The 24,941-nt window shown below is 59.7% G+C and carries 14 protein-coding genes; 4 read left to right on the forward strand and 10 right to left on the reverse strand.

The features are described from left to right. Nucleotides 1–87: 87 nt before the first annotated feature. Complete coding sequence (locus GSQ80_RS00825) at nt 88–540, forward strand: Lrp/AsnC family transcriptional regulator (protein WP_158785611.1); 453 nt, start codon at nt 88–90, stop codon at nt 538–540. Here GSQ80_RS00825 and rocD read toward each other — a convergent pair. From rocD to GSQ80_RS00855, 6 genes are all read right to left on the reverse strand, one after another. After that, nucleotides 503–2,701 carry an ornithine--oxo-acid transaminase gene (gene rocD, locus GSQ80_RS23720; RefSeq protein ID WP_371315667.1) on the reverse strand — a complete coding sequence of 733 codons (2,199 nt, stop codon included), beginning with the start codon at nt 2,699–2,701 and terminating at the stop codon, nt 503–505. The two genes, GSQ80_RS00825 and rocD, sit on opposite strands and share 38 nt — an antisense overlap. A 170-nt stretch (nt 2,702–2,871) precedes the next feature. Beyond that, nucleotides 2,872–4,404 carry an aldehyde dehydrogenase family protein gene (locus GSQ80_RS00835; protein ID WP_158785613.1) on the reverse strand — a complete coding sequence of 511 codons (1,533 nt, stop codon included), beginning with the start codon at nt 4,402–4,404 and terminating at the stop codon, nt 2,872–2,874. Between the two features lie 44 nt (nt 4,405–4,448). Next, nucleotides 4,449–5,834 (reverse strand): acetyl ornithine aminotransferase family protein, encoded by a 1,386-nt coding sequence (locus tag GSQ80_RS00840; protein WP_158785614.1) that lies wholly within the window; start codon nt 5,832–5,834, stop codon nt 4,449–4,451. A 312-nt stretch (nt 5,835–6,146) separates the two neighbouring features. After that, complete coding sequence (locus GSQ80_RS00845; protein WP_158785615.1) at nt 6,147–8,513, reverse strand: glycoside hydrolase family 31 protein; 2,367 nt, start codon at nt 8,511–8,513, stop codon at nt 6,147–6,149. Nucleotides 8,514–8,788: 275 nt separating this feature from the next. Beyond that, on the reverse strand, nt 8,789–11,047 hold the full coding sequence (locus GSQ80_RS00850) for a glycoside hydrolase family 3 C-terminal domain-containing protein (protein WP_158785616.1): 2,259 nt from the start codon (nt 11,045–11,047) through the stop codon (nt 8,789–8,791). Nucleotides 11,048–11,138: 91 nt separating this feature from the next. After that, the gene (locus GSQ80_RS00855; RefSeq protein ID WP_158785617.1) at nt 11,139–13,367 is read right to left on the reverse strand and encodes a beta-glucosidase; all 2,229 of its coding nucleotides are present in this window, start codon (nt 13,365–13,367) and stop codon (nt 11,139–11,141) included. A gap of 224 nt (nt 13,368–13,591) precedes the next feature. On the opposite strand from GSQ80_RS00855, the gene GSQ80_RS00860 reads away from it, so the two are divergent. After that, the gene (locus GSQ80_RS00860) at nt 13,592–15,688 is read left to right on the forward strand and encodes a beta-galactosidase (protein ID WP_158785618.1); all 2,097 of its coding nucleotides are present in this window, start codon (nt 13,592–13,594) and stop codon (nt 15,686–15,688) included. Nucleotides 15,689–16,051: 363 nt separating this feature from the next. Here GSQ80_RS00860 and GSQ80_RS00865 read toward each other — a convergent pair whose 3' ends face one another. Beyond that, the gene (locus GSQ80_RS00865) at nt 16,052–16,936 is read right to left on the reverse strand and encodes an ArdC family protein (RefSeq protein ID WP_158785619.1); all 885 of its coding nucleotides are present in this window, start codon (nt 16,934–16,936) and stop codon (nt 16,052–16,054) included. 441 nt (nt 16,937–17,377) lie between these two features. Then, on the reverse strand, nt 17,378–20,128 hold the full coding sequence (mobF, locus tag GSQ80_RS00870; RefSeq protein ID WP_158785620.1) for a MobF family relaxase: 2,751 nt from the start codon (nt 20,126–20,128) through the stop codon (nt 17,378–17,380). Nucleotides 20,129–20,735: 607 nt separating this feature from the next. On the opposite strand from mobF, the gene GSQ80_RS00875 reads away from it, so the two are divergent. Continuing rightward, a complete protein-coding gene (locus GSQ80_RS00875; RefSeq protein ID WP_158785621.1) occupies nt 20,736–21,503 on the forward strand; it encodes an ABC transporter ATP-binding protein in 768 nt (255 codons plus the stop codon). Beyond that, nucleotides 21,500–24,118 carry a CPBP family intramembrane glutamic endopeptidase gene (locus tag GSQ80_RS00880; RefSeq protein WP_158785622.1) on the forward strand — a complete coding sequence of 873 codons (2,619 nt, stop codon included), beginning with the start codon at nt 21,500–21,502 and terminating at the stop codon, nt 24,116–24,118. The genes GSQ80_RS00875 and GSQ80_RS00880 overlap by 4 nt, the downstream gene beginning before the upstream one ends. Nucleotides 24,119–24,315: 197 nt before the next feature. Here GSQ80_RS00880 and GSQ80_RS00885 read toward each other — a convergent pair whose 3' ends face one another. Beyond that, on the reverse strand, nt 24,316–24,576 hold the full coding sequence (locus GSQ80_RS00885) for a DUF6429 family protein (protein ID WP_158785623.1): 261 nt from the start codon (nt 24,574–24,576) through the stop codon (nt 24,316–24,318). Nucleotides 24,577–24,616: 40 nt separating this feature from the next. Further along, on the reverse strand, nt 24,617–24,941 hold a 325-nt coding region (locus GSQ80_RS00890; protein WP_158785624.1), incomplete at its 5' end, for a tyrosine-type recombinase/integrase.

A 24,941-nucleotide genomic window follows, 5' to 3' on the forward strand; every position in this document is an offset into this window, starting at 1 on the left:
ATGTCGTTTATATAGCCACAATCAACGGCTGAGCGCTGTCACGCACTACCCGCGTTCGCCCGATCAAACGAACCCAAGGAGCGCCGCATGCTTCTCCACACTGGAATCGACCAGATCGACCGCAAAATTCTGCGGGAGCTCACTGCCGACGCTCGCCTCAGCGTAGCCGAGCTCGGTCGACGCATCGGCCTCTCCCCCTCCGCCACCGCCGAGCGCCTGCGCCGCCTCGAAAGTCTCGAGTTCATTCGCGGCTACCACGCGGAAATCAACCTGCAGGCCCTCGGCTTCAATATCACAGCCTTCGTGCGACTCACCTGCGAAGGCACGCGTTACAAACCGTTCCTCAAGTTCCTGCCTACACTCGACGCCGTGCAGGAATGTCACCACCTCACCGGCAACGACGCCTTCCTGCTCAAGGTGGTTCTCGCCTCAACGACTGAACTAGAAGACCTCATCGAGAAGCTTCTACCCTACGGCAGTCCGACCACCAGCATGGTCCTCTCTACGCCACTCGAGAGAAAGCGTCCTCTTCGCTTCTAAGCAAACCTTCGTCAGTTCGCTTTTTCGAATCTCCTGTCAGCACAAGCTCGATCTGCTCGAGTCCCCAATCCAGGTCTTCGCGACGAATCACCAGCGGCGGCGCAATCCGGATCACCGTCTCATGCGTCTCCTTGCACAGCACCCCGCGATCGCGCAACGCCTCGCAAATCGGCCGCGCCGGCACGTTCAACTCAATCGCAATCCACAATCCTCGTCCGCGAACTTCGCGCACTGGCCCGCTACTCATCCTTTGCAGTCTCGCCAACGCATACGCTCCCAACTCCGCCGACCGTTCCGCAAGCCTCTCATCCACAATCACCCGCAGCGCTGCGCGCGCCACAGCACACGCCAACGGGTTTCCGCCAAACGTGCTGCCATGATCTCCGGGCCGAAACACCCCCAGCACCTCTCGAGAGCTCATCACAGCCGACACCGGATAGAATCCGCCCGAAAGCGCCTTGCCCGCAATCAACACGTCGGGAGTGATCCCGTCATGCATATACGCGAACAGTTTCCCAGTGCGTCCAAGTCCCGACTGAATTTCGTCCGCGATCAGCAAAACGTTATTCTCCTTGCAGATTTCCGCCACCTCCCGCAGGTATCCCTCGGGAGGAACAACCACCCCAGCTTCTCCCTGGATCGGCTCCACCAGGAACGCCGCTGTCTGCGGTGTAATCGCCCGCCGAAGCGCCTCGGCATCGCCAAATGGAACCTGCTTGAATCCCGCCGGGAATGGTCCGAAACCCGAACGATACTGCTCATCGGTAGAGAACCCAACAATCGAAATTGTTCGCCCGTGAAAGTTATTTGCGCAAACAATAATCTCCGTGCGATTCGCCTCGATTCCCTTAACCGTCTCGCCCCATTTCCTCGCCGCCTTTAGCGCCGTTTCAACCGCCTCGGCGCCCGAGTTCATCGGCAGCGCCATCTCGAAGCCCGTCAACGCATGCAAATCTCTCAGCAACAAAGGCAGCTGATCATTCCGAAATGCGCGCGAAGTCAACGTCACCTTCTGCGCCTGCTCCACCATTGCCGCCAAAATCTCCGGGTGGCAATGCCCTTGGTTCACAGCGGAGTACGCCGCCAGGAAATCCAGGTAACGCCTCCCGTTCACATCGGTCACCCACGCTCCATGCGCCCGATCGATCACCACATCCAGCGGATGATAGTTGTGCGCCCCATACTCCTCTTCCATCGCAATCAGCTTTGCCGCCGTATCGCCCACTGACTCGACCACATCAAGCGCTTCACTCTTCGCATGGAGCTCCGCAGTAAGCTTCATCACTAAACACTTTGCCGCGCCTCCGGCTTTCAGAAACTCATCAAGACGCACCTGGATCACTTCGAATCCGCGCCCTCGAAGTTCGTCTTCCAACGCCGCGCTAATACAATTCAACACAATCGTCTTACCCAGATTCACCGCATTGCAGGCGAACACCACAGCGTCTTCTTCACGCACAGCGATCCGTTTTTCGGCCGGATAGGCCGCCTCAATCTTCTTCAACGACTCTTCATCGAATGCCGGCGGATAGTAAAGAAGCGACCCATCCTCAAGCGGTGCGAAGCATGTGTCCAAGTGGTAGAAGCGCGGATCAATCAGCCGCAGACTAACCACCTCCACATCCCACAGTTTCTGCAACGCGCCATGGCTTGCCTCGAGTGTTCGCGTACCGTGTCCGGCCCACAATCGCGCGCCATCTGCGGAGAACAGCGCATCCCCCTCGCCCTCAAACGGCGTGTCGCGCGGAAGATCCACTACCGCGTATCCAGCCTTGCGGAACCACTCACGAAAGTGCGGCTCCTCGCCCTGGCGTTCAGGATGATAGAAGCTGCTGATGGCCACCACCCCATCGCGCGCCAAACCAGCGTTCGCCGTGAAAACCATATCCGGAGAGCCCGCGATCGGTTCCACTAAGTGAATGTCCGCCAACCCTGAAAGAACCGTATATAAGCTTTCCCACTGCTGCGCAGCTCGGCGCCGCGATGAATTCCCAAGGTTCCCCTTCATCCACGGATTGATAACATAACTCACCTCATACAATTTCGGGGCGCACATCAGAAGCGCAGGCTTGCCGGAAGAAGTTGAGCTTGCGATGAAAGTCTTCGGCGCCACGCGCGCATCTACATTGATATTTCTGGGTGTCTGCATAGCCTGAAGCATCGCAGGCGAATTCCGAACCGTCAACGAGAATGATTATTCATAACTAGCTGTATAGATATGCGCATGATTTTCTACGAGAAGCACGCAACAAAACCCTCAGAAATCACGGGAATTCGTCGAAAAACCAAGAAGCAATCTCACAAGATGTCAGCATGTTTTCGCGCTAACATCTACGCCGTGATGTCGAAGCTCACTCCCTGCGCAAGCGGAAGATCCGTCCCATAGTTGATGGTGTTGGTCGCACGTCGCATGTACTGCTTCCACGCATCCGACCCGGACTCGCGCCCGCCGCCCGTCTCCTTCTCGCCGCCAAACGCTCCGCCGATCTCTGCACCCGATGTGCCAATATTCACGTTCGCAATCCCACAATCGGATCCGGCATCGGACACAAACCGCTCAGCCTCGCGCACGTTCAACGTGAAGATCGAGGACGACAATCCCTGAGGAACATCGTTCTGCAATTGAATTGCCTCTTCGAGTTCGCGATACTTCAGCACATACAGAATCGGTGCAAACGTCTCACGCTTCACCACATCGGATTGTTGCGCGACCTCCACCAACGCAGGCCGAACATAGAAAGCATCTTCGGTTCCCTCAACCGCAACTTGTTCGCCTCCCGTAATGACCGCCCCGCTGCCTCTTGCCTCGTCGAGAGCAGCCCTCATCCCCGCAAACGAACGGCCATCAATCAGCGGCCCCACTAGTGTTCCATCGGCCCGCGGATCCCCCACCCCAACGGACAGATATACCTGCTTCAACCGCGCAACCAGATCGTCGTAGATTGTCTCGTGCACAATCAAGCGCCGCAGCGACGTGCACCGCTGGCCCGCCGTTCCCATCGCAGAGAACGCAATCCCCCGCAAAGCAAGATCAAGGTCCGCGCTCGGACAAACAATGGCCGCATTGTTTCCGCCCAACTCCAGGATTGCCCGCGCAAACCGTTTCGCCAATCGCGGCGCAACCGCCCTCCCCATGGCAGTCGAGCCCGTTGCAGACACCAACGGAATCCGCGCATCGTCCACCAACATCTCTCCCAGCCGCGCGTCCCCGATCAGCAGCGCCGACAGTCCCGCCGGCACATTCCCCACCTTCGCGGCCGCTCGCTCAAACAACGCATGCGTCGCCAACGCCGTCAGTGGAGTCTTCTCCGAAGGCTTCCACACCACAGCATTGCCACACACCAACGCCAGCGCCGCGTTCCACGACCACACCGCAACCGGAAAATTAAACGCCGAGATCACACCCACCACGCCCAGTGGATGCCATGTCTCCATCATCCGATGGTTCGCGCGCTCCGACGCGATCGTAAGTCCGGCAAGCTGTCGTGACAATCCCGCAGCGAAGCCGCAGATATCGATCATCTCCTGCACCTCGCCGAACCCCTCGGACAACAGTTTTCCCGTCTCAATCGTCACCAGCCGCCCTAGCGTCTCAATCTCTGCGCGTAGCTCCTCACCGAGCACCCGCACCAACTCGCCACGCCGCGGAGCAGGAACATTGCGCCATTCCAGAAACGCTTCGTGCGCGGCTGCGATCGCCTCACGCGCGGCCGACTCCGTCGTCGTAGCCACGCGTGCGATCACCTGCCCCGTAATTGGCGTGCGCACAATTAACTCACCTTGGGAGTACCTACGCTCAGGCACGCCCAGGCGCGACAGCAGCTCGTGAACCTCCTGCTCCAACGCAACCGTATCCGTCGTCATACAAATTCTCCTTCAGCTTTCTCCGCGCACCAGCGCTCTTCGCCTTACTGCATCACCTGAACGATGCACTCTTCCAGCAGATCAAGCGCAACGTCCGTTTCATCCTGACTCACCACAAGCGGCGGGCAGAGACGAACCGTATTCGCTCCGCACCCCAACAGCAGTAGCCCCTTCTCAAATGCCAGGTCGACGATCTTATCCCGAAGCTCACCGGCCATCGCGCGCGTCTTTTTGTTCTCAACGATCTCAACGCCGATCATCAAGCCGCGCCCACGCACCTCGCCAACAATCTCATGCTTCCCAACCCACGTACCCAGGCGCTCGAGCGCCGCGCCACCAACCGTCGCCGCATTCGCCATCGCCTCGCGCTCAATGATCTCGATCGTCGCCAGCGCCGCCGCCAGGCACAACGGGTTTCCGCCAAACGTACTCGCGTGCGAACCCGGCACCCAATCCATCACTTCGGCCCTCGATAGACAAACGCCCAGCGGCATCCCCGACGCAATCCCCTTCGCCATGCAAACAATATCCGGCCGCACGCCCGAGTGTTCAATCGCCCACCACTTGCCCGTGCGTCCCGCGCCCGACTGAATTTCGTCCACCACCATCAGAATTCCGTGACGATCGCAGATCCTCCGAATCTCCTGCAGGAAAACATCAGGCGCCACCACATACCCGCCCTCACCCTGAATCGGCTCGACAAAAATCGCCGCAACCTCTTCCGGCGCCAGCAGCGTCTTGAACAGTTTCTCCTCGATATACCGCGCACATCCCAGCGCAAACTCCTCTTGCTCCTGAGGCCCGCCGCTACAGCCGCGGTATGCATACGGGTAAGGCACATGCGTCACCGCCGGCACAAACGGCGCAAATCGCCTCTTCTGTTGCACCTTCGACGCAGTCAGCGACAGCGCCCCCATCGTGCGCCCATGGAAGCTCCCCACGAAAGAGATAATGTTCGGCCGCCCCGTGTGATAGCGCGCCAGCTTCATCGCGCACTCTACAGCCTCGGCGCCAGAGTTCCCGTAATAGATGCGATGTGGCCCCGGCATCGGCGCAATCGCCGAAAGCCTCGCCGCCACCCTCGGCATCAGGTCATAATAAAAATCCGTCCCCGACATGTGAATCAACTGCGCCGCCTGATCCTGTATCGCCTTCACGACCTCGGGATGGCAATGCCCCGTCGACGTCACCGCAATGCCCGCCGTGAAATCCAAAAATTCATTCCCATCCGGATCTTCGATGCGACAGCCATACCCGCGTTTCACCACCAGCGGATATCCGCGCGTATAGCTCGGCGAAAGATAAAGATCATCCTCGGCGACAATCTTCTTCGCCTTCGGACCCGGCACCGCCCCAACGAACTTCGGTCCGAAGCGCGCATGCGTCTCCGGGCTCGCCACCCGAACAAACTCTTGTGTCTGTGTGCTCATCAAATTTCTCCTTTGGCATTGCAGCGGATAGAAGGCCATGTCCTCAAGAGGCATGAACGCATCGCTCATTTCGACGAAGTCGAAAGAACGCATGACACCATTGCGCTACAGAATGAAGACTTAATCGCCGGAGAAAAGATTGGGCCGCAGGCTGCTCGGCAACGCGCGCGAGGTCACGCTCACACCCTCGTGTGTCTTCGCATCCCTCCACATCCCCTGAAGGTCCATCGTCGAATTGCGTCGCGTCGACATAGTGCACCCGTTCGTTAGCGCGATTATAGCCCGGCCGCGCAAACCCCGACCAGCACGCATTTACTGCTTCCCGACAACCTCCACCGACTCACCGTTCGCGAACCCAACCTCTGCACCCGTATGCGTCAACTTCTGCGCACCATCCTCCCAGCGCAGATGACTCACCTCGAACTGCCCCTTCTCATACGCGTACGTCCCATCATCGCGATACAGATCAAACGCTCCATCCGCCCCCGGATACACCCGCACCTTCGCCACCTTCTGCACCTGGTTCGTACTCTCCACCACCGTCCCCAGCGGCAGAATCGAACCCGCCCGGACAAACAGTGGAATCTCGTCGATAGGCGCGCTCACCGTAATATTCTGCCCGCCACGCACCCGCTCATTCGTCCAGAAGTTGTACCAATCGGTTCCCTCGGGCAGATACACCTCGCGGCTCGTCATCCCCTGGTCCGTCACAGGAGCCACCAGCAGCGCCGGCCCAAACATATATTCGTCGCCAATACCAGCAACCTTCGGATCGTCGCCGAAGTCCATAAACAGCCCACGCATAAACGGCGCGCCCGTCTCATGCGCATGCCATCCGAGCGAATAAATGTACGGCATCAACTCATAGCGAAGCCTTAGGAACTTCTCGAGGATCGGTTCAGCCTGCTTCCCGTAGCTCCAAACCTCATTCTCCGGCCGCGTCCCATGCGTGCGAAAATTCGGCTGAAACGCCCCATACTCAAACCACCGCACATAGAGCTCGGGATAATCGTCATACCCACCTACAACCGCACGCGCGTCACTCGGATCAATCAGCACCGGCCGCTCCGCCTTATGAACCCTCGGCAAGTCCTGCCATCCCCCGATATCCGTGCTCCAGTACGGCATCCCCGATGCCACAAAATTAATCCCAGTCGGCACCTGCCGCTTCAGCACATCCCACGTCGGGCTAATATCCGACGACCAGAAAATCGCCCCATTATGCTGCGCCCCCGGATACGCATCCCGCGCCAAGATCAGCGCCCGCTCCTTCATATCCCGACGCATGCCGTTGTAGAACGCCGCCGTATGAAATAGCGGGTACGTATTGAAGTACTGCGTCCCCGGCCCAATATGAAAGTAGCTTCCATTCGGCGACAGATCCGGCTCCGTCTCATCCGCCCAGAACGCATCGAACCCCTTGTCCACGTAGTTCTCTTTCACCACGCTCCAATACCATTTCGCCGCATCCGGGTTCGTCGTATCAATGTCCGACCCCGCGTGATCATAAGGCTCTCCATTCGTCGGCGTCCCATCCGCCAGGTGTTCGAACCAACCATTCTTAAGCAGCAGCGGATAATACCGGCTACTCTCCACAAACCGCGGCCACACGCTGATCATCACGTGATAGTTCATCGCGTGCAGCTCTTTCAACATCCCCACCGGGTCCGGCCACTTCTCCGGATCCATATCCATCTCCCCCATCTTCGTATACGTGAACCAGTCAATCACCAGGTCATCAATCGGCAAATGCCGCTCGCGATATCCCTTCGCCACCCCCATCAACTCAGCCTGGTTCGAGTACCGCTGCTTGCACTGGATGTACCCATACGCCGACTTAGGCAGCATCGGCACATCGCCCGTCAGCGTCCGAAAACCCTCATAGATCTCGTCATACGTCTTACCCGCAATCACAAAGAACGACACCCGCTGCCCCACATCGCTAGTCCACTTCGTCGCATTCGCAATCGCAAACGCCACCGTAGTCCGCGACGGGTTATCCCACAAAATCCCATAACCCTTATTCGTCACCACGAACGGAACGCACACACTCTGCCCGCCCGGCGCGTTGTAGTCATGCGCACACCGCACCACGCGCCCGCGTCGATCGAGATACCCTTCCTGATTTTGTCCCAGCCCGTAATAATGCTCATCCTTCGGCGCCGCAAACGTTGCTCCCACCTGGAAGTAAGGATCATCCGTCGGCCGCCGCTCATTCAGGATGTTATGGTTTCCATCCTTATAGTTCGGCACCGACATCTCCCAACCCCGCATATCCAGCAGCGTCGCGCCCTCCGGCGTCTTAATCGACAGCCCCACATACGGCGTATACCCATTGAAAAACTTCGCCGTATCCGGCAGCTTGCCCGTATACGGTTTCCCCTGCCCCTGCACACTCACCACCATGCGCGACGACTTCAGCACATCTCCCGCCTCTCCACTTTCCGCCGTCCATCCATCGCTCTGCGGCCGCGCGGTAATCCCATAACCCGCCGCCGCCAGCGCCCGAGCCTTATCCAAACTCATCGTCACCCGCACAATATTCGGCGCATAAGCCTCCACCACCACCGTCGCCGCCCCCCGCTGCAACGTCAACTGCTGCGCCCGCGAAACGCCACTGACCGCCATAAGGCACGCAAGCAAACCAACGCCACGAACGACTGCAACCTTGCAATTCATATCCAACTCCTCCATCACCTGACGACTCTCACAATTGACGACTCTCGCTCGGGCTCTTGAAACGTTTACCTACTCCCCCAATAACTCGTCATCTCGACCGGAGCGCAGCGCAGTGGAGAGATCCCTGCATTGGCCCATGTACTTACTATTGCTATTGTTGTCGCCGTTGCGGTTGTTGTCGCCGTTGCTTTCGCCCTTGCTTTTCTGTCTGTCATTCCGAGCGCAGCAAGGAACCTGCTGTCTCCCGCTCTTGCCCTTGCTTCTCCCTAGCCCCTCTACATCACCTGCACCACAGCCTTCACCGGCAAATCATCCGAGCTCCCTCCCACCTTCACCACCACACGATCCTTCTCCACCACAAACGCCTTCTTCCCCTCATCCCAATACGCCAAAGACTTCGCCGCCAACGGCAGCGTAACCGTCTTCACTTCCCCCGGCCGTAACGACACCCGCGTAAATCCCTTCAACTCCTCCACCGGCCGCGCCACACTCGATCCCTCATGCGACACATACATCTGCACCACCTCATCCCCCTCGCGCGAACCGGTATTCTTCACCTCAACGCTCACCATCGTCGTCGCACCATCCTTCAGGGTCGACGCATTCACCCGCAGATGAGAGTACGCAAAACTCGTATAGCTCAACCCATACCCAAACGCATACAACGGCTTCTGCTTCGCATACAGATACGTCCGCCCATTGCGAAGGTTGTAGTCCATCATCGCCGGCAGATCCGCCTCATCGCGCACCCAGGTCTGCGTCAGCCGCCCCGCCGGATCATAGTCGCCGAACAGCACATCGGCCAACCCATCGCCCTGCTCCTCGCTGTTATGCGTCATCTCCAAAATCGCTGGCGCATGCTCCTGAGTCCAGTTCGTCGTATACGGAAAGCTAGCCTGCAGCACCACCACCGTCTTCGGATTCCCTGCTAGCGCCGCCTTCGCAATCTCCTCCTGCGCCAGCGTCAAGCTCTTTCGATCGACAGCCTCCTTGCCGTCACTCGCCGCCGGACACTTCTCCCATCCAGCACCACACGTAGGATGATTGCCGATCACCACCACCACCGCATCCACCCGCTTCGCCAGCGCAGTGACAGCGCCCAGATCATCGCCCTTCTCATACGTCACCGTCACACCCGCCCCAACCCGCGCACGAATCCCCTCCAGAGGCGTCACGGCAAACGGTGGCGTCCCGCTATACCAATCCAGCAGCACCTCTTCCGCGTAAGGCCCCACCACCGCAATCGACTTCAACCCTTTCGCATCCAGCGGCAAAAGTGTCCTCGCTGGGAGTCTGCTGCCACCATTGCCGCTACTCCCCCTCTCGCCGTCCGCGTAGGACTCATTCTTCAGCAGCACAATTGACTCGTCCGTCACCTTCCGAGCCAGCGCCTTCGCCTCAGGACTCCACCAAGGATCCTTCGCCAGCATCTTCCCAGCACCATCATCAAATCCAATCCGCGCCTGTGGAACCATCGCCTTCGGATCCAGCATCCCCAGCTTGATCATCACGCGAAACACCCCGCGCAGATTCCGATCCAAATCCCCCTCGTTAATCAGCCCCTGCTTCAACGCCTCTTCCATCGCCGGTTTGTAGTCATCCAGATACTGATTGATCCCCGCATGCACCGTAGCCGCAACCGCCTCCGGCAACGTCTTGTACGCCTTGTGATCCTTCACCAGCGCAGCCAGCGCGCCACCATCCGTGCAGATGATCCCATCCTCACCCCACTGCTTCATCACGACATCGCGCAGCACAGGATTCTCAATCATCGGCGTCCCGTTCCACGAGTTGTACGCCGTCATAAATGCATTGGCGTGCCCCTCTTCAATCGCCATCCGAAACGGCACCGAGTAGTACTCCTGCAACAGCCGTTCATCAAAGTCCGAAGAAGATGACGTCCGCAAATTCTCATTACTATTCGCCAGAAAATGTTTCAGCAAACTCGCCGTCGTCCAGTACTTCCCATCCCCCTGCAGCCCGCGCGTATACGCCGTAGCCAGCGTCCCCACTAAGAACGGATCTTCCCCATACGACTCCTCACTCCGCCCCCATCGCGGATCCCGGCTCAAGTCCGCATTCGGAGCCCGCACCACCAACCCCCCGCGATGATATTTCCCAAACGCATACCGCGTCTCATACGCCTCCTGCGCCGCAGCCTTCTCGAGCAGCGCCGGATCCCACGTCTGCCCCAAGCCTCGCGACTGCGGAAACGTCGTCGTCGGAATCACCGTGATGACACTATGCCCCCCCGCGTGACCCTCCCAATGCCCCGGCCCACCCAGCGCCAATCCATGCAGCCCTTCCACATGCCCGGTCCCCACCACACCCAGCCGCGGCACCGTAGGATCCGTGCTGAACGCATCCACCTTTTCGTCGAGCGTCATCCGCTTCAGCAGATCCGTAATCCGCGCGTCAACCGGCGCACTACTATCTGCATACACCGCCGTCTCCGGAACAACTGCCGTCTTCTGTTGCGCGACAGCCAGACACCCAGCACTCAGCAACGCCACTACCAGACCGATTTTTCTCATAGAAAGATCACCGCAGCCAATCTGACCCTCGCGCAATCCCGGTACACATGCAGTCAACACGCAGCGAAAGGGCCTTCAATCTCTTCGCGCCCTATTGCGCCGTCAACGATACCTCCGTCTTCAGCGGCAGCTCCGCCGAAGACCCACCCACCTCAATCCCATACTTTCCTGCCAACCGTTCCCATCCGTTCTTCTCCGTAGAAAACACCTGCAAATACAAAGGCTGAATCGGCACCGTCACCGTTTTGCTCGCGCCCGCGTCGACCCACACCCGAGTAAATCCCACCAGCTTCCGGAACGGCTCGTCCGCGCTCTTGGGCAGCGTCACATACACCTCGGCAACCTCATCGCCCGAACGCGCGCCAGTGTTCTTCACCTCAAAGCTCACACTCTCCGCGCCCGGCGCCACCTTCAGGCCCGAGTACGCAAAGCTCGTATAGCTCAGCCCAAATCCAAACGGAAACAGCGGCGTCTCGTCCTTCACCTGGAACCACTTGTACCCAACCTTCATCCCCTCGACGTTGTAGTCCACCGTAAAGTTCTTGGACTGCATCCCGTGGAAGCCGCCGCCATTCATGCCGTTATTCTCAGTCGTCGCCGTCAACCCCGTCACCGTCGGATGAGGCAGTTGCGCCTCGTCCACCGCAAACGTCACCGGCAGTTTCCCCGAAGCATTCACGCGACCAAACAGCACATTCGCAATCGCCTCGCCACCGCCAATCCCCGGAAACCACGCCTCCACAATTCCCTTCACGCGCCCATGCCATGGCATCGACACCGGCCCGCCCGTCTCCAACACCACCACTGTATTTGGATTCGCCTTCGCCACCGCCTCCACCAACGCATCCTGGTTATCCGGCAAGCTCAGCGTCGGCCGATCCATGCCTTCACTCATCCACTGCGTCACAAACACGATCGCCACTTGCGCCTTGGCTGCAGCCTTCGCGGCCTCCGCCACATCCGTGCCCGCATCGAAGCTCACCTTCGCTCCGCTGCCCGCCTGCTCCGTCACAAACTGCAGCGGCGACGACGGAAAATACACCGGCCTCCCCCACACCGATCCACCCGGCCGCCCGCCCGGCGCGTCCACCTGTGCCGACCCGCCACCGGACAACACGCCCTCATCCGCATGTCCGCCAATGATGACGATCGCCTTCCCATCACCCGCCACCAGCGGCAGAATCCCGCCTTCATTCTTCAGCAGCACCAGGCTCTCTTCCTCAATCTTCCGCGCATCCTCGCGCCCCTTGAATGGGTCCACCACGCGACGCACCGGAGGATGATCCACCACGCCGGTCGCAAACATGCTGCGCACAATCCGGTGCACCATGTCATCCAGCCGCGCCATCGGCACCTGCCCATCCTGCACAGCCTCCTTCAGCGGAGCCCCAAAGTATCCATCGCCCGGCTGTTCCTGATCCAGTCCCGCCAGCGCCGCCTTCACGGTGCTGTGCGTCGCCTCCCAGTCCGACAGCACAAACCCCTTGAACCCCCACTCCTTCTTCAGCACATCCGTCAGCACATATTGGTTCTCGCACGCGAAGTCGCCATTTACGCGGTTGTAGCTGCACATCACGCCTGCCGGCTTCGCCATCCCAATCGCAATCTGGAACGCCAACAGGTCCGTCTCCTGCATCGCCCGCTTCTCGAGCACCGCGTTCAGCGAATTCCGCCCCGTCTCCTGGTCGTTCAGCACGTAGTGCTTGATGTCGCCCATAATCTGGTTCGACTGCACGCCCATTGCCAGCTCGCCCACCATGGTTCCCGCCAGCACCGGATCTTCGCTCGCATACTCAAAGTTCCGTCCATTGCGCGGCTCGCGAATCAAATCCATGCCCCCGCCAATCGACATGTTGTATCCCTGGTCGCGCAGCTCCCGCCCAATCACCGCGCCATACAGAAATCCCATCTTCGGGTCCCAGCTCGACGCCATCCCAATCACGCTCGGCAGCAGCGTCGCATACCGGCTATCCTTCGCCGCCATCCGCACGCCCACCGCGGAGTCCGCCTCATTGATATCCGGCAATCCCAGCCGCGGAATCCCCGGCACAAATCCCGCGCCGCCATTGTCCGCCACCGGCACAAACGCACCCGCACGCAGCGGCCCCCACCCGATCCCATGCACCAGCTGGATCTTCTCATCCAGCGTCATCTCTTTGATCATCATGTCGGCGCGCGCATCCGGATCCAGCGCCGCATTCATCCATGGCTGGTTTCCCGCCGCAGTCGTCTGCGCCACACTCACCCGCGCCGCGCCCAGACTCAGCAACGCCCACCCCGCCAGAACGCAGCTCTTCCCAACAACCGACCCAATCTTCATCAATCTCCCCTTCCAATATCGCGCTCCGGCCGTCGCACCGCCGGAACCATTCCTACACGCAATCAATTCCAACTTGCAAATGGTTATTAAAACGGTTTAGCTTTGCTGAATTCGCTTCTGGCGTCGAAGCATATCAGGATGGCAATACCTTTGCCCAGCCTCTTCAGCTACGGAGTACAACGTTTGTCTAGAGCCAATCGCCCAATCCCCCGTAGGATCAACACATGAACTCCGCTGCTCGGCTTTCTGCCCTTTCCCTCGCCGCCATCGTTCTTCTCACCCCCTTCCTCCGCGCCCAGGCCCCACCAGCCCCACCAGCCGCCGCGCCCGCAACTCCGCCCGCCCTCTACCTCGGCACCGCCTGGTATCCCGAGCAGTGGCCCGAATCCCAATGGGACGCCGACCTCTCCCTCATGGAAGCCGCGCACATCCGCTTCGTCCGCGTCGGCGAATTCGCCTGGTCGAACCTCGAACCCTCCGAAGGCCATTACGATCTCGACTGGCTAGCCCGCTCCATCCGAGCCGCCGAGCGTCACCACATCGCGGTCGTCATCGGCACCCCCAGCGCCGCGCCCCCCGCCTGGCTCACCACCAAATATCCCGAAACCCTTCGCATTAAAGAAGACGGTCGCCGCGACGAGCACGGCAACCGCCAACAATTCAACTGGGCCAACCCAAAATATCGTGAGCTAGCTCGCGCCATGGCCGAGCAGCTCGCCAAACGCTTCGGCCACGACCCCAACGTCATCGGCTGGCAGATCGACAACGAGTACGCCAGCGAATCCTTCGGCCCCGCCGAACAAGCCCAGTTCCAGCAATGGCTCAAAGCCCGCTACGGCACCCTCGACAACCTCAACAACAAGTGGACCACCGCCTACTGGAGCGAAACCTATTCTGACTGGTCGCAGATCCCCATCGAAACCACCTACGGCAATCCCGGCCTCCTGCTCAGCTGGAAGCGCTTCGTCTCCGACACCTGGCGCAGCTACCAGAAGAATCAGCTAGACGTAATCCGCGCCAACTCTGACCACCGCCAGTTCATCACCACCAACATGATGGGCTTCTTCGACGGCTACGATCACTACACCGTCTCGCAAGACCTCGACCTCGCCTCATGGGACGACTACGTCGGCACCGGCCAACTCAACCCCATCTACAACGGCGCCGCCCACGACCTCACCCGCGGCTTCCTCCGCAAAAACTTCTGGGTTATGGAAACCCAGCCCGGCTTCGTCAACTGGTCGCCCGACAACAATTCCCTCGACAAAGGCGCCGTCCGCGCCATGGCCTGGCATGACGTAGGCCATGGTGCCGACGCCGTCTCCTACTGGCAGTGGCGCTCCGACCTCAACGGCCAGGAGGAATACCACGGGACGTTAGTCGGAGCGGATGGTACGCCCGTCCCGCTCTACGCCGAAGTCGCTCACCTGGGCGCCGACTTCGCCAAAGCCGGCCCTGCGCTCGCCGGCACCACCGTCCACTCCGACGTCGCCATCCTCCACTCCTACGACGCCTTCTGGGCCATCGACTGGCAGCGTCACAACCACGCCTTCGATCCCCTCGCCGCCATGGTCGCCTACTACGGCGCCATCCGCGCCCTCACCCACTCCGTCGACGTCGTCAACCCGTCCGTCGACCTCTCGCAGTACAAGCTCGTCATCGCCCCCGCCCTAAACCTCATCACTGACCAACAAGCGAAGAACCTTATCGACTACGTCCACAGCGGCGGCCACCTCGTCCTCACCCAGCGCTCCGCCATGAAGACCATCGACAACGCTCTCCAACCCCAGCGCCAGCCCGGCCCGCTAGTTCCCCTCCTCGGCGGTCGCGTCGACCAGTTCTACGCGCTCGACACCACGATCCCCATCTCCGGCGCCTGGGGCTCCGGTCCCACCAACACCTGGGCCGAGCTCCTGTCCACCTCCAACCCCGAAACCAAAGTCCTCATGCGCTACGGCAAAACCCCACTAGGCTGGCTCGACGACCAGCCCGCCGCCATCACCCGCAAAATCGGCAACGGCAGCATCACCTACATCGGAGCCAACCTGGAAGGCGACACCCTGGCCAACGCCGCCAAGTGGATGGTCGCCGACGCCAACCTGCATCCCGAGTTCGGCACCCTCCCTCCCGGCGTAGACCTCTACATCCGCAGCGACGCTCACCACCAAGTCTGGATCCTCATCAACTTCGGCGACACTCCTCAAACAATCACCCTCCCCTCCGCCTTTGAAGACGTCCTCGCCGACGCCTCCAAAGCCACCACCCACTCCGTAACCCTCAACCGCTTCGACGTAGTCGTCCTCCAACGCCCCATCCACTAGCCACCGCCAGGCGCGAATATCATCGCGCCCCGCACCTGCCGCTGCCCCTGCCGCTGCCTTTGCCTTTGCCGTTGCCGTTGCCGTTGTTTGTTTTTCGTCGTCATCCTGAACGAGTGATAAAGGTTGCAGAAACCTATCATTCTAGAAGGTATAAGTGGTTATATTTTGGCTGTGCAGGAACTGTGCAGGATGTTTGTGCAGATTTCGGTCTGAATGACAGCTTTCTCAGCGCCTGAAGAGGGCCGGGAGAAACCCGCAGGGTGTCTCCCGCGCCGCAAAAAAGCGGCGGACGGGCGGGCCAGCGTCCCGCCTGTCCGGTCTTCGTGCGTCGACAGAATTGTTACATGCTCGCAGTCATAGTGTTCATGCTGCGACCTCAGCAAGTTCCTCGTTGGTTACTTCGTCGGCGACGGACGGCTCCAGTGCGGCTAGGATGACGCTGGCGGTCTGCTGGATGACCTCCAAGCTCTCGGCCAACAGAGAGGCATTGCCTTTGTAAAGCTGTATGTAATCGGCAGAGGCCGAACCATTCACCAGCCCCACAGCCTTCCCGACAACAAACGCCACAGCTTCGGCCTCGGTCTCGCGCACGGTCTTCGTCGTTGCCGTCCGGCGCTCGGCTTTATGAAGGAGTTCGTGTCCCGCCTCATGGACAAGCGTGCTGAAAGTTTCAGCCTTCGACTGTCCGGGTAGCAGAGCGATGCGTCCGCCGTAGCTCATGCCAAGTGCTGGCGCAATGTTCTCGCTGTAGCTCACTGCAATTCCTTTGTTGTTGAGGAACTCGGTCAGTCGCTCGATGTTCTCGCCGGGGTCGCCGATGACGCTCTCCATCTCCGGCAACTCGACGCCGCTGGTCTGGGAGATATCGAAGACGTAGGCATTGCGGAAGCCCAACAGTACCCGCTCGTTCTGCTTGGTGATATCCCGCTCGGATTCAATGTCTTTCTTACGCCGAACGCCAACGATGGGAGCAAGGATGCGAATGCCCTTGGCTCCGGCATTAACGCTGCGTCCAAGGTTCTTCCACGTCCAGAACCCGGCGACGCGGGTCGCGGTCGGCATCTGCCGCGCGATCTCCAACACGTTCCCGAAGGAATAGGTATGGAAACGGCTCATCGCCGTCAGGTATTGGGTGAGGGCTTCGGAGTGTCCGGCTTCCAACTGCTCAATCAGCAGCTTGATGTTGGCGGTGATGAGTTCCTGTTTGGTGTTGGGCTTCTTGCTGTCGGTGGTGGCGATTGTATTCATGGCGTTGGCTCCTTAGTGTTGGCTTTTGCACGTCCGCGTTGAAACGCGGCATGTACATGCCGAACGCCACCTGGCGAAGGCGGGGGTAGCAAACGGAAAGGTCTTTGAGCGGAGCTTTTTGGGGGGACCGCGCGTAGCGTGGGGGAGCCAAAACCCGAAGGGCGAATGGCCTTGCAGAGCGCGGGGGGCAGCGCCCACTAGGAAGGCTTGGTTTCCTTATCGAGTGCGCGCCAGCGCTTAGGATTTATAGGAAGGGCGTTGCGGGAGGGAAACTCCCGCAGAGGTGTCAGCGAAGAACGCGAACGCGGTCGCAGCGCGGAGGAGACCTCCTCCGCACAGCACATGCACTCTTAGTGAAGTGCTTGGATTGCTCGACTCAATCTATCGTTAGGGCGGCGAATCCCTGAGCGAAACGCCATATCCACCCAAGCTACTCAGTATCTACAGACCGATTCCATGCCCGTAGCTATGCTCCTGCTTCGGTGCGATCTCCTGCTGAACCCCTTTAGAGGCGGTAACATCCGATGCATGGGCGCTCTGGTGGGATACGTCGTGGCCGAGAGCAACAGGAAGTTTCTCGCGGTCATTCGTGAAAAGCTGCGCGTCGTGCGCTCCGCGCGAGAGGGCAACATACGCCATGCGATTGTTGAGCAGGTCTTTTGCTCCCAGCTCGGTGTCCACATGCACCAGAACTCGCTCGGCAGTTTGGCCCTGGCTGGAATGGCTGGTGACCGCGTAGCCGTGATCTAGATGCGGATGCTTCGCCGCATCAATTTCTATCGGACGGCCATCATCCATCTTCAAGCCGATTCGCTTCTCCTCTCCAATAGACCTGACTGTCCCTAACTCGCGATTGGCGACGCGCAGTTCATGTGCAGGTGCGGTGAGCTGCACCCGATCTCCGACAGAGAAGGCTCGCTCTTCTTCACGGTAGACAGATACTCCTTGTTGGCGGCGTGGATCGTAGATGCGCTCCGAGCCATCGGTCCGTTCAACGGTCAGCCGATTGCTCGAAGCATCGACGGCAGATACTCGTGCGTATTCGCCTTTACCTATCCCCGTCTCTTTCGATGCTCGGCTATAACGCAGGACATCACCGACCTCGTAGCGCGCCGCCCACATACGGTCCGCGCCGGTGAGATCCTGACGCGGCACAAGCACTCGAACCCTATACTCCTCTTTGCTGACGACTCCTCTTTCTCGCAATTCCGCGCGAATCGCCTGATTAAGTTCAGTGCGTGAGCGGTTGTCCGGCGAAACGGCCAGCGTATTCTCTGGCGACTTCGCATACTCCTTCGCAATCGCCGCTACGCGTTCGGCTGAATCTTTCACTTCATGCACCCGGCCCTGCCGTTCCAACCCCACGATGGCCTCTCCTACCTCACCCCGCGCAAGTTGCTCGACGACTCGCTTTAGCTCCGGGTCTTTTTGGCGCACGATCTCGCCGAGCTTGACTGTCTTCATGCCCGCATCCTGAAGCTGCGCGAAGATGCGACCTGCCTCGATGGATTCATGCTGGCGCGTGTCGCCGACCAGGAGGACACGGTCATTCGGATGAAGGCGGGTCAGAAACTCGTGCATCTGCTTGGTTGAGGCCAAAGAGGATTCGTCCAGAACATACAGGCGTTTCTCCCCGGTATCGGGCTTCTGTCCACGCGCTAGATGCATCTGCAAAGTCGAAGTCTTAATCCCAGCCTCCCCCAGCTTTTGCGCGGCGCGAGACGTGGGTGCAAATCCCTCGACCGTATACCCTTCGGCCTCTGCGCCTTCACGTACCACGGCCAGTGTCGTTGTCTTCCCGCCGCCCGCAATTCCATCCAATCCGACGATTTTTTCCCGTGATAGAAAGACCGCATCGACCGCCTCTCGTTGCGCAGGATTCAACTCCGGGTGACGGTCTTCGGTCGCAATGCGGATGCTCGGACCCACCAGCATCGGATCGTCGAAACCGCGCCTATTGCCCTCCTGCATGAGATTGATCGTCTCGCGTTCCATGCGCAGCATGGCAGCGGTGGTGATCTGCGGTCCTCGCACGGAGACTTGCGCTTGCCGAAACTCGCCTGCCTGCAACCGCCGGTCGAACTCCTGCCGGACCTGAGCGTATGTCGTTTCACCCATACCGCGATTGAGCGCGCTCTCAAGGATGGAACGGCGGTCTTCTACGGCAGACCGCTCGAAGAGATGGTCGCGGGCGTATGTCACCGCCTGTTGCGCTGCCTTCTCCGGCTCGTAGTTCTGGCGCTGGCCATGTTCCCTTGCTCGGGAAACAACGTGGTCCGCCTGATGACCATACTGCGCGGCTAACTCGCGATGCTGTTGCAGCACCTCCTCCGGTGACAACAGCTCCTTCCGGTCGCGCGTGTAATGGGCCGCGACCTGCGCGGCTCCTGCTCCATCGAGTCCTTGCTCGCGAAGATGGTCCTTGATCTGTTCGCGGCGCGGGCTTGAGGCTTCGAGGTACTCCTTTGTATAGCCTCTGATCTCAGGCTGCCCATATTTGCCCGACTCGATCTCGTAACCCAGGCCCTGCAACCTCGAAGCCAGCTCCGCACGGTAAATCGACGTGGCGTAGTGCTGCGATGCATACAACTCGTGGGATTGCACGGAGCGCGTCTGTCCATTGTCGCGCTCGGTGACATTGAAGATGACAGCATGAGTGTGGAGCTGCGGTGCAGCGTAGCCTTCGACGGGCCGTGCGGTGTCATGCTCGAAGGTCGCAGCCACAAACCTGCCCGTGGTTTCCGGTGCATGGATATTGCCGATCCGTGCCTGCGTGTAGCGCTCCAGCTCACCCAGCGCCACGCGCACGCTCTCCCGGTGCGCCTCTCGAACACGATCATCACCGCCCACCAAGGCAGTCAATGAAACCGACTTCGGCGCTGAGAAGGTTGCATCCCATCCGGCCCGGTGCTCGACGCTCGTGACTTCCTTGCCGTTCTTGCCCTCGTAGGTTCGGGAAACCTGATGGCGCACGAGTTGCGCCTCGGTGATCGGGTGCTGACCTTCGGTTAGCCTGGCGAAGTGTTCGGAGCCGACTTCACCTTGTAATCCCCACTGCTGCGCTAGCGTACCTTGCCATTCGCTATGCCCGTGCTGGTCCCGGCTCCAGTAATTCTGTTGCTCGGACGCAAACTCCCGCTCATGGTACGTCCGTACCTGTCCCGCTGACAGCGGCTTGGAGAGCGTCAGCATACGGAGATTTTATGCCAATTGCTCAATATATGCCGACTCGCCACTGATCCGAAGCTCGATGAGTGCATTGGAGATTCAACGCTCGTTGATAGAAAGCGGAGACGGGTCACAATGTCGTAGTTTCCCAAAACACCGTTTCTCGGGAACGACGGGATTACTGACGATAAGCCGACTTCCCGTTACCAATCCGACGTCGGTGAGCGCGTTGGCGATAATGCGCTCATACAAGCACGCCGATCAGATGCATTGAATGAAGCCGTTGTTCATTGCTTGCTAATTCCAAGTCACCCGGTGAAGAGATGAAGACACGCATTCTGGGAAGATTTTGGGAGCAATCGCGAAAATGGCTGGCCATGCCTTTCAACGGGCAAGCAGCTTTTTGCTCAGTCAGAGCCAAAGCTGGCAGAGTTACCCATCGGGAGCGTTTACCTCGCGGGAGCTGGCCGCATAGCGTTTGGACAGTGATCGCGTCTCAATCGGAAAAAAGCGGTGGCCCCTCATGAACTGTTCTGCAAAGGGAGTCGATACCGCGTAATACACAACCAGCCCATCCCCCGCATTCTCGATTACAATCGTCTCCAAATCCTACATGCGATTTCTCTCCCCTATGAGCCCAGAGATCTTCCCCACCCCCCAACCCGGCCTCGTCGTAGTCGACCACGTCACCAAGTCCTTCGGCCCCGACAAGCACGCCCTCAACGACATCACCTTTTCTGTTCCCTTCGGCCAGATCTGCGGCCTCCTCGGCCCCAACGGAGCCGGCAAGACCACCCTCTTCCGACTTCTCATGGGCATCCTCAAGGCCACCAGCGGCCAGGTCTGCGTCGACAACCTCGACGCCTTCGAAGACCGCGTAGCTGTCAAGCGCCTTATCGGTTTCCTCCCCGACGAACCCATCTTCTACTCCTACCTCTCTGGCCGCGAAGTCCTCGAACTCTCCGCCGCCATGCACGGCCTTGACGCCGCCGCCACCATGGAGCGCCTCTCCCCCATCATCGGCCGCCTCCGCCTCGCCGAAGACATCGACAACTACGCCGAGGAATACTCCCGAGGCATGAAGAAAAAGCTCGGCCTCCTCCTCGCCATCCTCCACCAGCCCAAGCTCCTCGTCCTCGACGAGCCCACCAACGGCCTCGACGTCGAATCCACCCACCTCTTCTATGACCTGATCTCCGAGCTCGCCCGCGAAGGCACGACTGTGCTCTTCTCCACCCACCTCATGGACCACGTCACCCGCCTCTGCTCGCACGCCGTCATCATCAACGAAGGCCGCCTCATCGCCAGCGGCTCCATCCCTGACCTCCGCGCCCGCTACGAGAACGCCACTCTCGAAGAAATCTTCCTCCGGCTCACCGCACGCCCCCTGCAAGCATGAACTTCAAGCCCCCAACCCCTCCCGGCTTCTGCCGCACCGTTCAGCTACTGCTTGGAAACTCCCGCCGTCGCGCGCACGGCCGTCGAGCCCGTCAGCGCAACCTTCTCAACCAGCGCACCAAAAGCCAGGGCACCGACTGGAATGTCCTTGGCTACTTCTTCTCCGTTGCGCTCATGATCGCCGTCAACATCATGGCCGCCTTCGCCGTATCCTCCGCGGTCGAATCCGCCCAGCGTTTCGACGCAACAATCAACGGCAAGATCGTCGTCAGTAACTACTTCTACGACCAGGCCTTACGGGCCGAACAAGGCACAACCCTCTCCGACTCCGGCCATCCGCTCGACACCTCCACCTACCACTCTGAAGCCCGTCAACTCGCCCACGACGACGGCGGCTCTGAGTCCGCCATAGAGCAACACCTCATCGCAGCCAACATCTCTCACGGCTCCCAGGACTTCATCCCCGAACGTCAGGCCCACGTTGGCCTCTCCGCCCTTAACACGTCCCATGGCCTCGCCCCGCTCTTAGGCTCCCTGATGCTTCTCCTCTGGGCCGGAATGCTCGTCTGCCAGGGAGAAGGCCTCGAGCTAGATCTCTCCCAGCGCCGTCACCCTATGTGGGAGTGGCTCTTCTCCCATCCCGTCCCTCCCGGCTCCATTTTCTTCGCAGAGATGCTCTCCCCCATCGCCGCCAACCCCATTTACTGGGCCGGCCCGCTCTTCATCGCCTTCCTCTTCGGCCTTGTTTACAACGCAGGCATTGGATTCATAGCCCTTTTTCTCCTCGGGATCCCCATCACCATCGCTCTCGCCTGCCTCGGCAAGGCACTCGAAATCGCCATCACTCTGCGTTTCGCCCCCCGCAATCGCGGAGCCATGGTCGGCCTCATCAGCTGGTTCGGATACTCCTCCATGATGGCGTTCCTGCTTTCCTTTGCCATCCTCACCCCCATCCTCCATGCCATTCACAAGCTCTTTCTCCCCTTCACCATCGCCCCTTGGCCATATCTCAACTGGTTTGTAGGAATCCACCCTGACTCCTCACCCTCCTTCATCCTCGGAGCAGCCGCCGCCCTCACCACCGCCGCTCTGCTCCTCATCGGCTCTGTCTGGTTCAGCCTCTGGGGAGCCAAGCAGGGCCTCGCCGGAAACTTCGCCGCCGACACCAGCCCTTCCCGCGGTAGACCCCTCCGTTTCGGCAAAGAACCGCTCTACCGCAAGGAGTTCCTCTGGTTCATGCGCGATCGCGGAGCCATCGTTCAGACCATCCTCATCCCCATCTCCGTCGCAGCCTTCCAGGTCTTCAACTTCCGGGTCTTCCTCGCTCATGCCACCGACGCTTGGAACTACCTCTGCGGTGCCGCCATTCTCTTCGGAACCTACTTCCTCTGGATCCTCGGTCCCAAGTCCCTCACCTCCGAAGGCCGAGCCCTCTGGATCGCCCTCACCTGGCCCCGAGGCCTCGAAAGCCTCCTCAAAGCCAAGGCCTGGCTGTGGTCCCTGCTTTCCACCGCTATGGTACTTCTCATTCTTGCCGGCGCCGTCTCCGCCTTCCCCAAAGAGGCCTGGAAGATTGTCCTCGTTGGCCTCGGCTGGTTCCTTTTTGCCCGGAGCATGGCCGAAAAATCCGTAATCCTGGTCCGCGTTACTTCCGAGTCCGGCGAAACAGAACCCATTCCGCGCGGCCGCCAGTGGGCAACCCAACTCGGAATGTTCACCTTCGCCATCGGCCTAATCACTCAGCAATGGCAGCTCGCCATCGTAGGAATCGTCTTCTCTTGGATCACCGCCGCTGCCATGTGGCAAAATTTCCGCGCCCGCCTTCCCTACCTCTACGACCCTTGGTCCGAAGTCATCCCCGATCCACCAACCCTGATGCACGCCATGATCGCCATCAGCGTCATGGTCGAAGTCTGCGCCGTCCTGACCGGAATTATCTACGCCATGGGGGGCAAAGACAGCCTTGCTATCGCCCGCGCTACTAGCTACGCCATCTGCGCCGTCGGCGCCTCGCTCGCCACCAACAATTTCCTCAGCAATCGTGGCGTCACCAAACATGAAATCTGGAACTGGCTCTCCCCCACCTACATTCGCCCCGACGCTAGCCCGGCCACCTTCTCCTCCAATACCCTCTTCGCCCAGCCCAAACTCGAAACCCCACCCTGGTGGACTCGCATCAAGCTGCCCGACCAGCGAACCCTCGGCATCTGCATGATTGGCCTCGCCATTGGTATCGGCCTCGGTTGCTTCGGCAAAGGCTATATGTGGCTCCTCCACCACATCCCCGCCACCATCGAAATCCTCCGCAACTCCGAAGCGGCCGCCGCCAAAATCCCCTTCTTCAAATCCTCTTACTTCGTCATGGCCGTCCTTTTCGCTCCGTTTGCCGAGGAGTACTTATTTCGCGGCCTTCTCTACCGCGCTCTCGACCGCGAATGGGGAGGCTGGCAAGCCATTCTTGGCAGCGCTGCCTTCTTCGCCATCTACCACCCACCTCTCGCCTGGCCTCCCGTCTTCCTCCTTGGAGCCACCAACGCCCTCCTCTTCAAGAAGTCCAAGAGCCTTCTCCCCTGCGTCCTCGTCCACATGGTCTACAACGCCATCGTCCTCAGCTAGACCGTCCACTGGAAGCTCGCCGACCCTTGGCTCAACTGTTGACTTCAGGCCGATGCACTCATTGAGTCTGAATTAGTCCCCATAAACGCCGTTTTCGTCACTCATGCACCGACGTTCCCGCAAAGTCGCGTTTTGAGCAACTTCGTTTTGACGGTCCGGCGACTGCAATAGGCGTCAGATTAAGGGCGGTGTTTCTGCTATGCGTCGACTCCGAAGTGACGGGCGAAAAGCTCTCGCGCCCGCTGCTCGCCCTCTTCGGTCATCACCACCGATTTGGCCTTACTCTTCGGGTCTGAAATGTAACCGCGCTCGTGCAGCTGATCCAGCACACCCCAATCGTGGCTCTTCCAGGCCCGGCGATGGCCATCAAGCGTCAGCCACAACAGAGCCAAAACCGTTTCTTCCACCTTCTCACGGTCGTAATCAATGTTCGGCAAGTTCCGCTGCGCATCGGGCATTCGCTCACCCTCCATTCAGTGGTCACCCCCAATAATGCTTCTAGCCCTGGTTCGAGTCAAAGGGATCATGTTGACCTGCCTCCGGTTCGATTCCGATGTGATCGTTGACCGCCTGCACCAATCTCTGCCGCGAACCGAGGTATCGTTCTGTGGTTTCTACGGACCGGTGGCCGAGTAAAAATTGAATCTGTTCAAGTTCGCCTCCGGCGGAGTGACACAAGCGGGCGCAAGTCCGGCGGAGATCGTGCGGAGCTAGATGCTCAATGGCCGCCAGTTTCGCATACTCGCGCACGACCCACCAGACCGCTTTCTCGCTGAGACGGCCACCCCAAACGTGGCCAGTTCTGCTGACGCAACGGAAGATA

Source organism: Granulicella sp. L46 (assembly GCF_009765785.1).
Taxonomy (GTDB): Bacteria; Acidobacteriota; Terriglobia; order Terriglobales; family Acidobacteriaceae; genus Granulicella.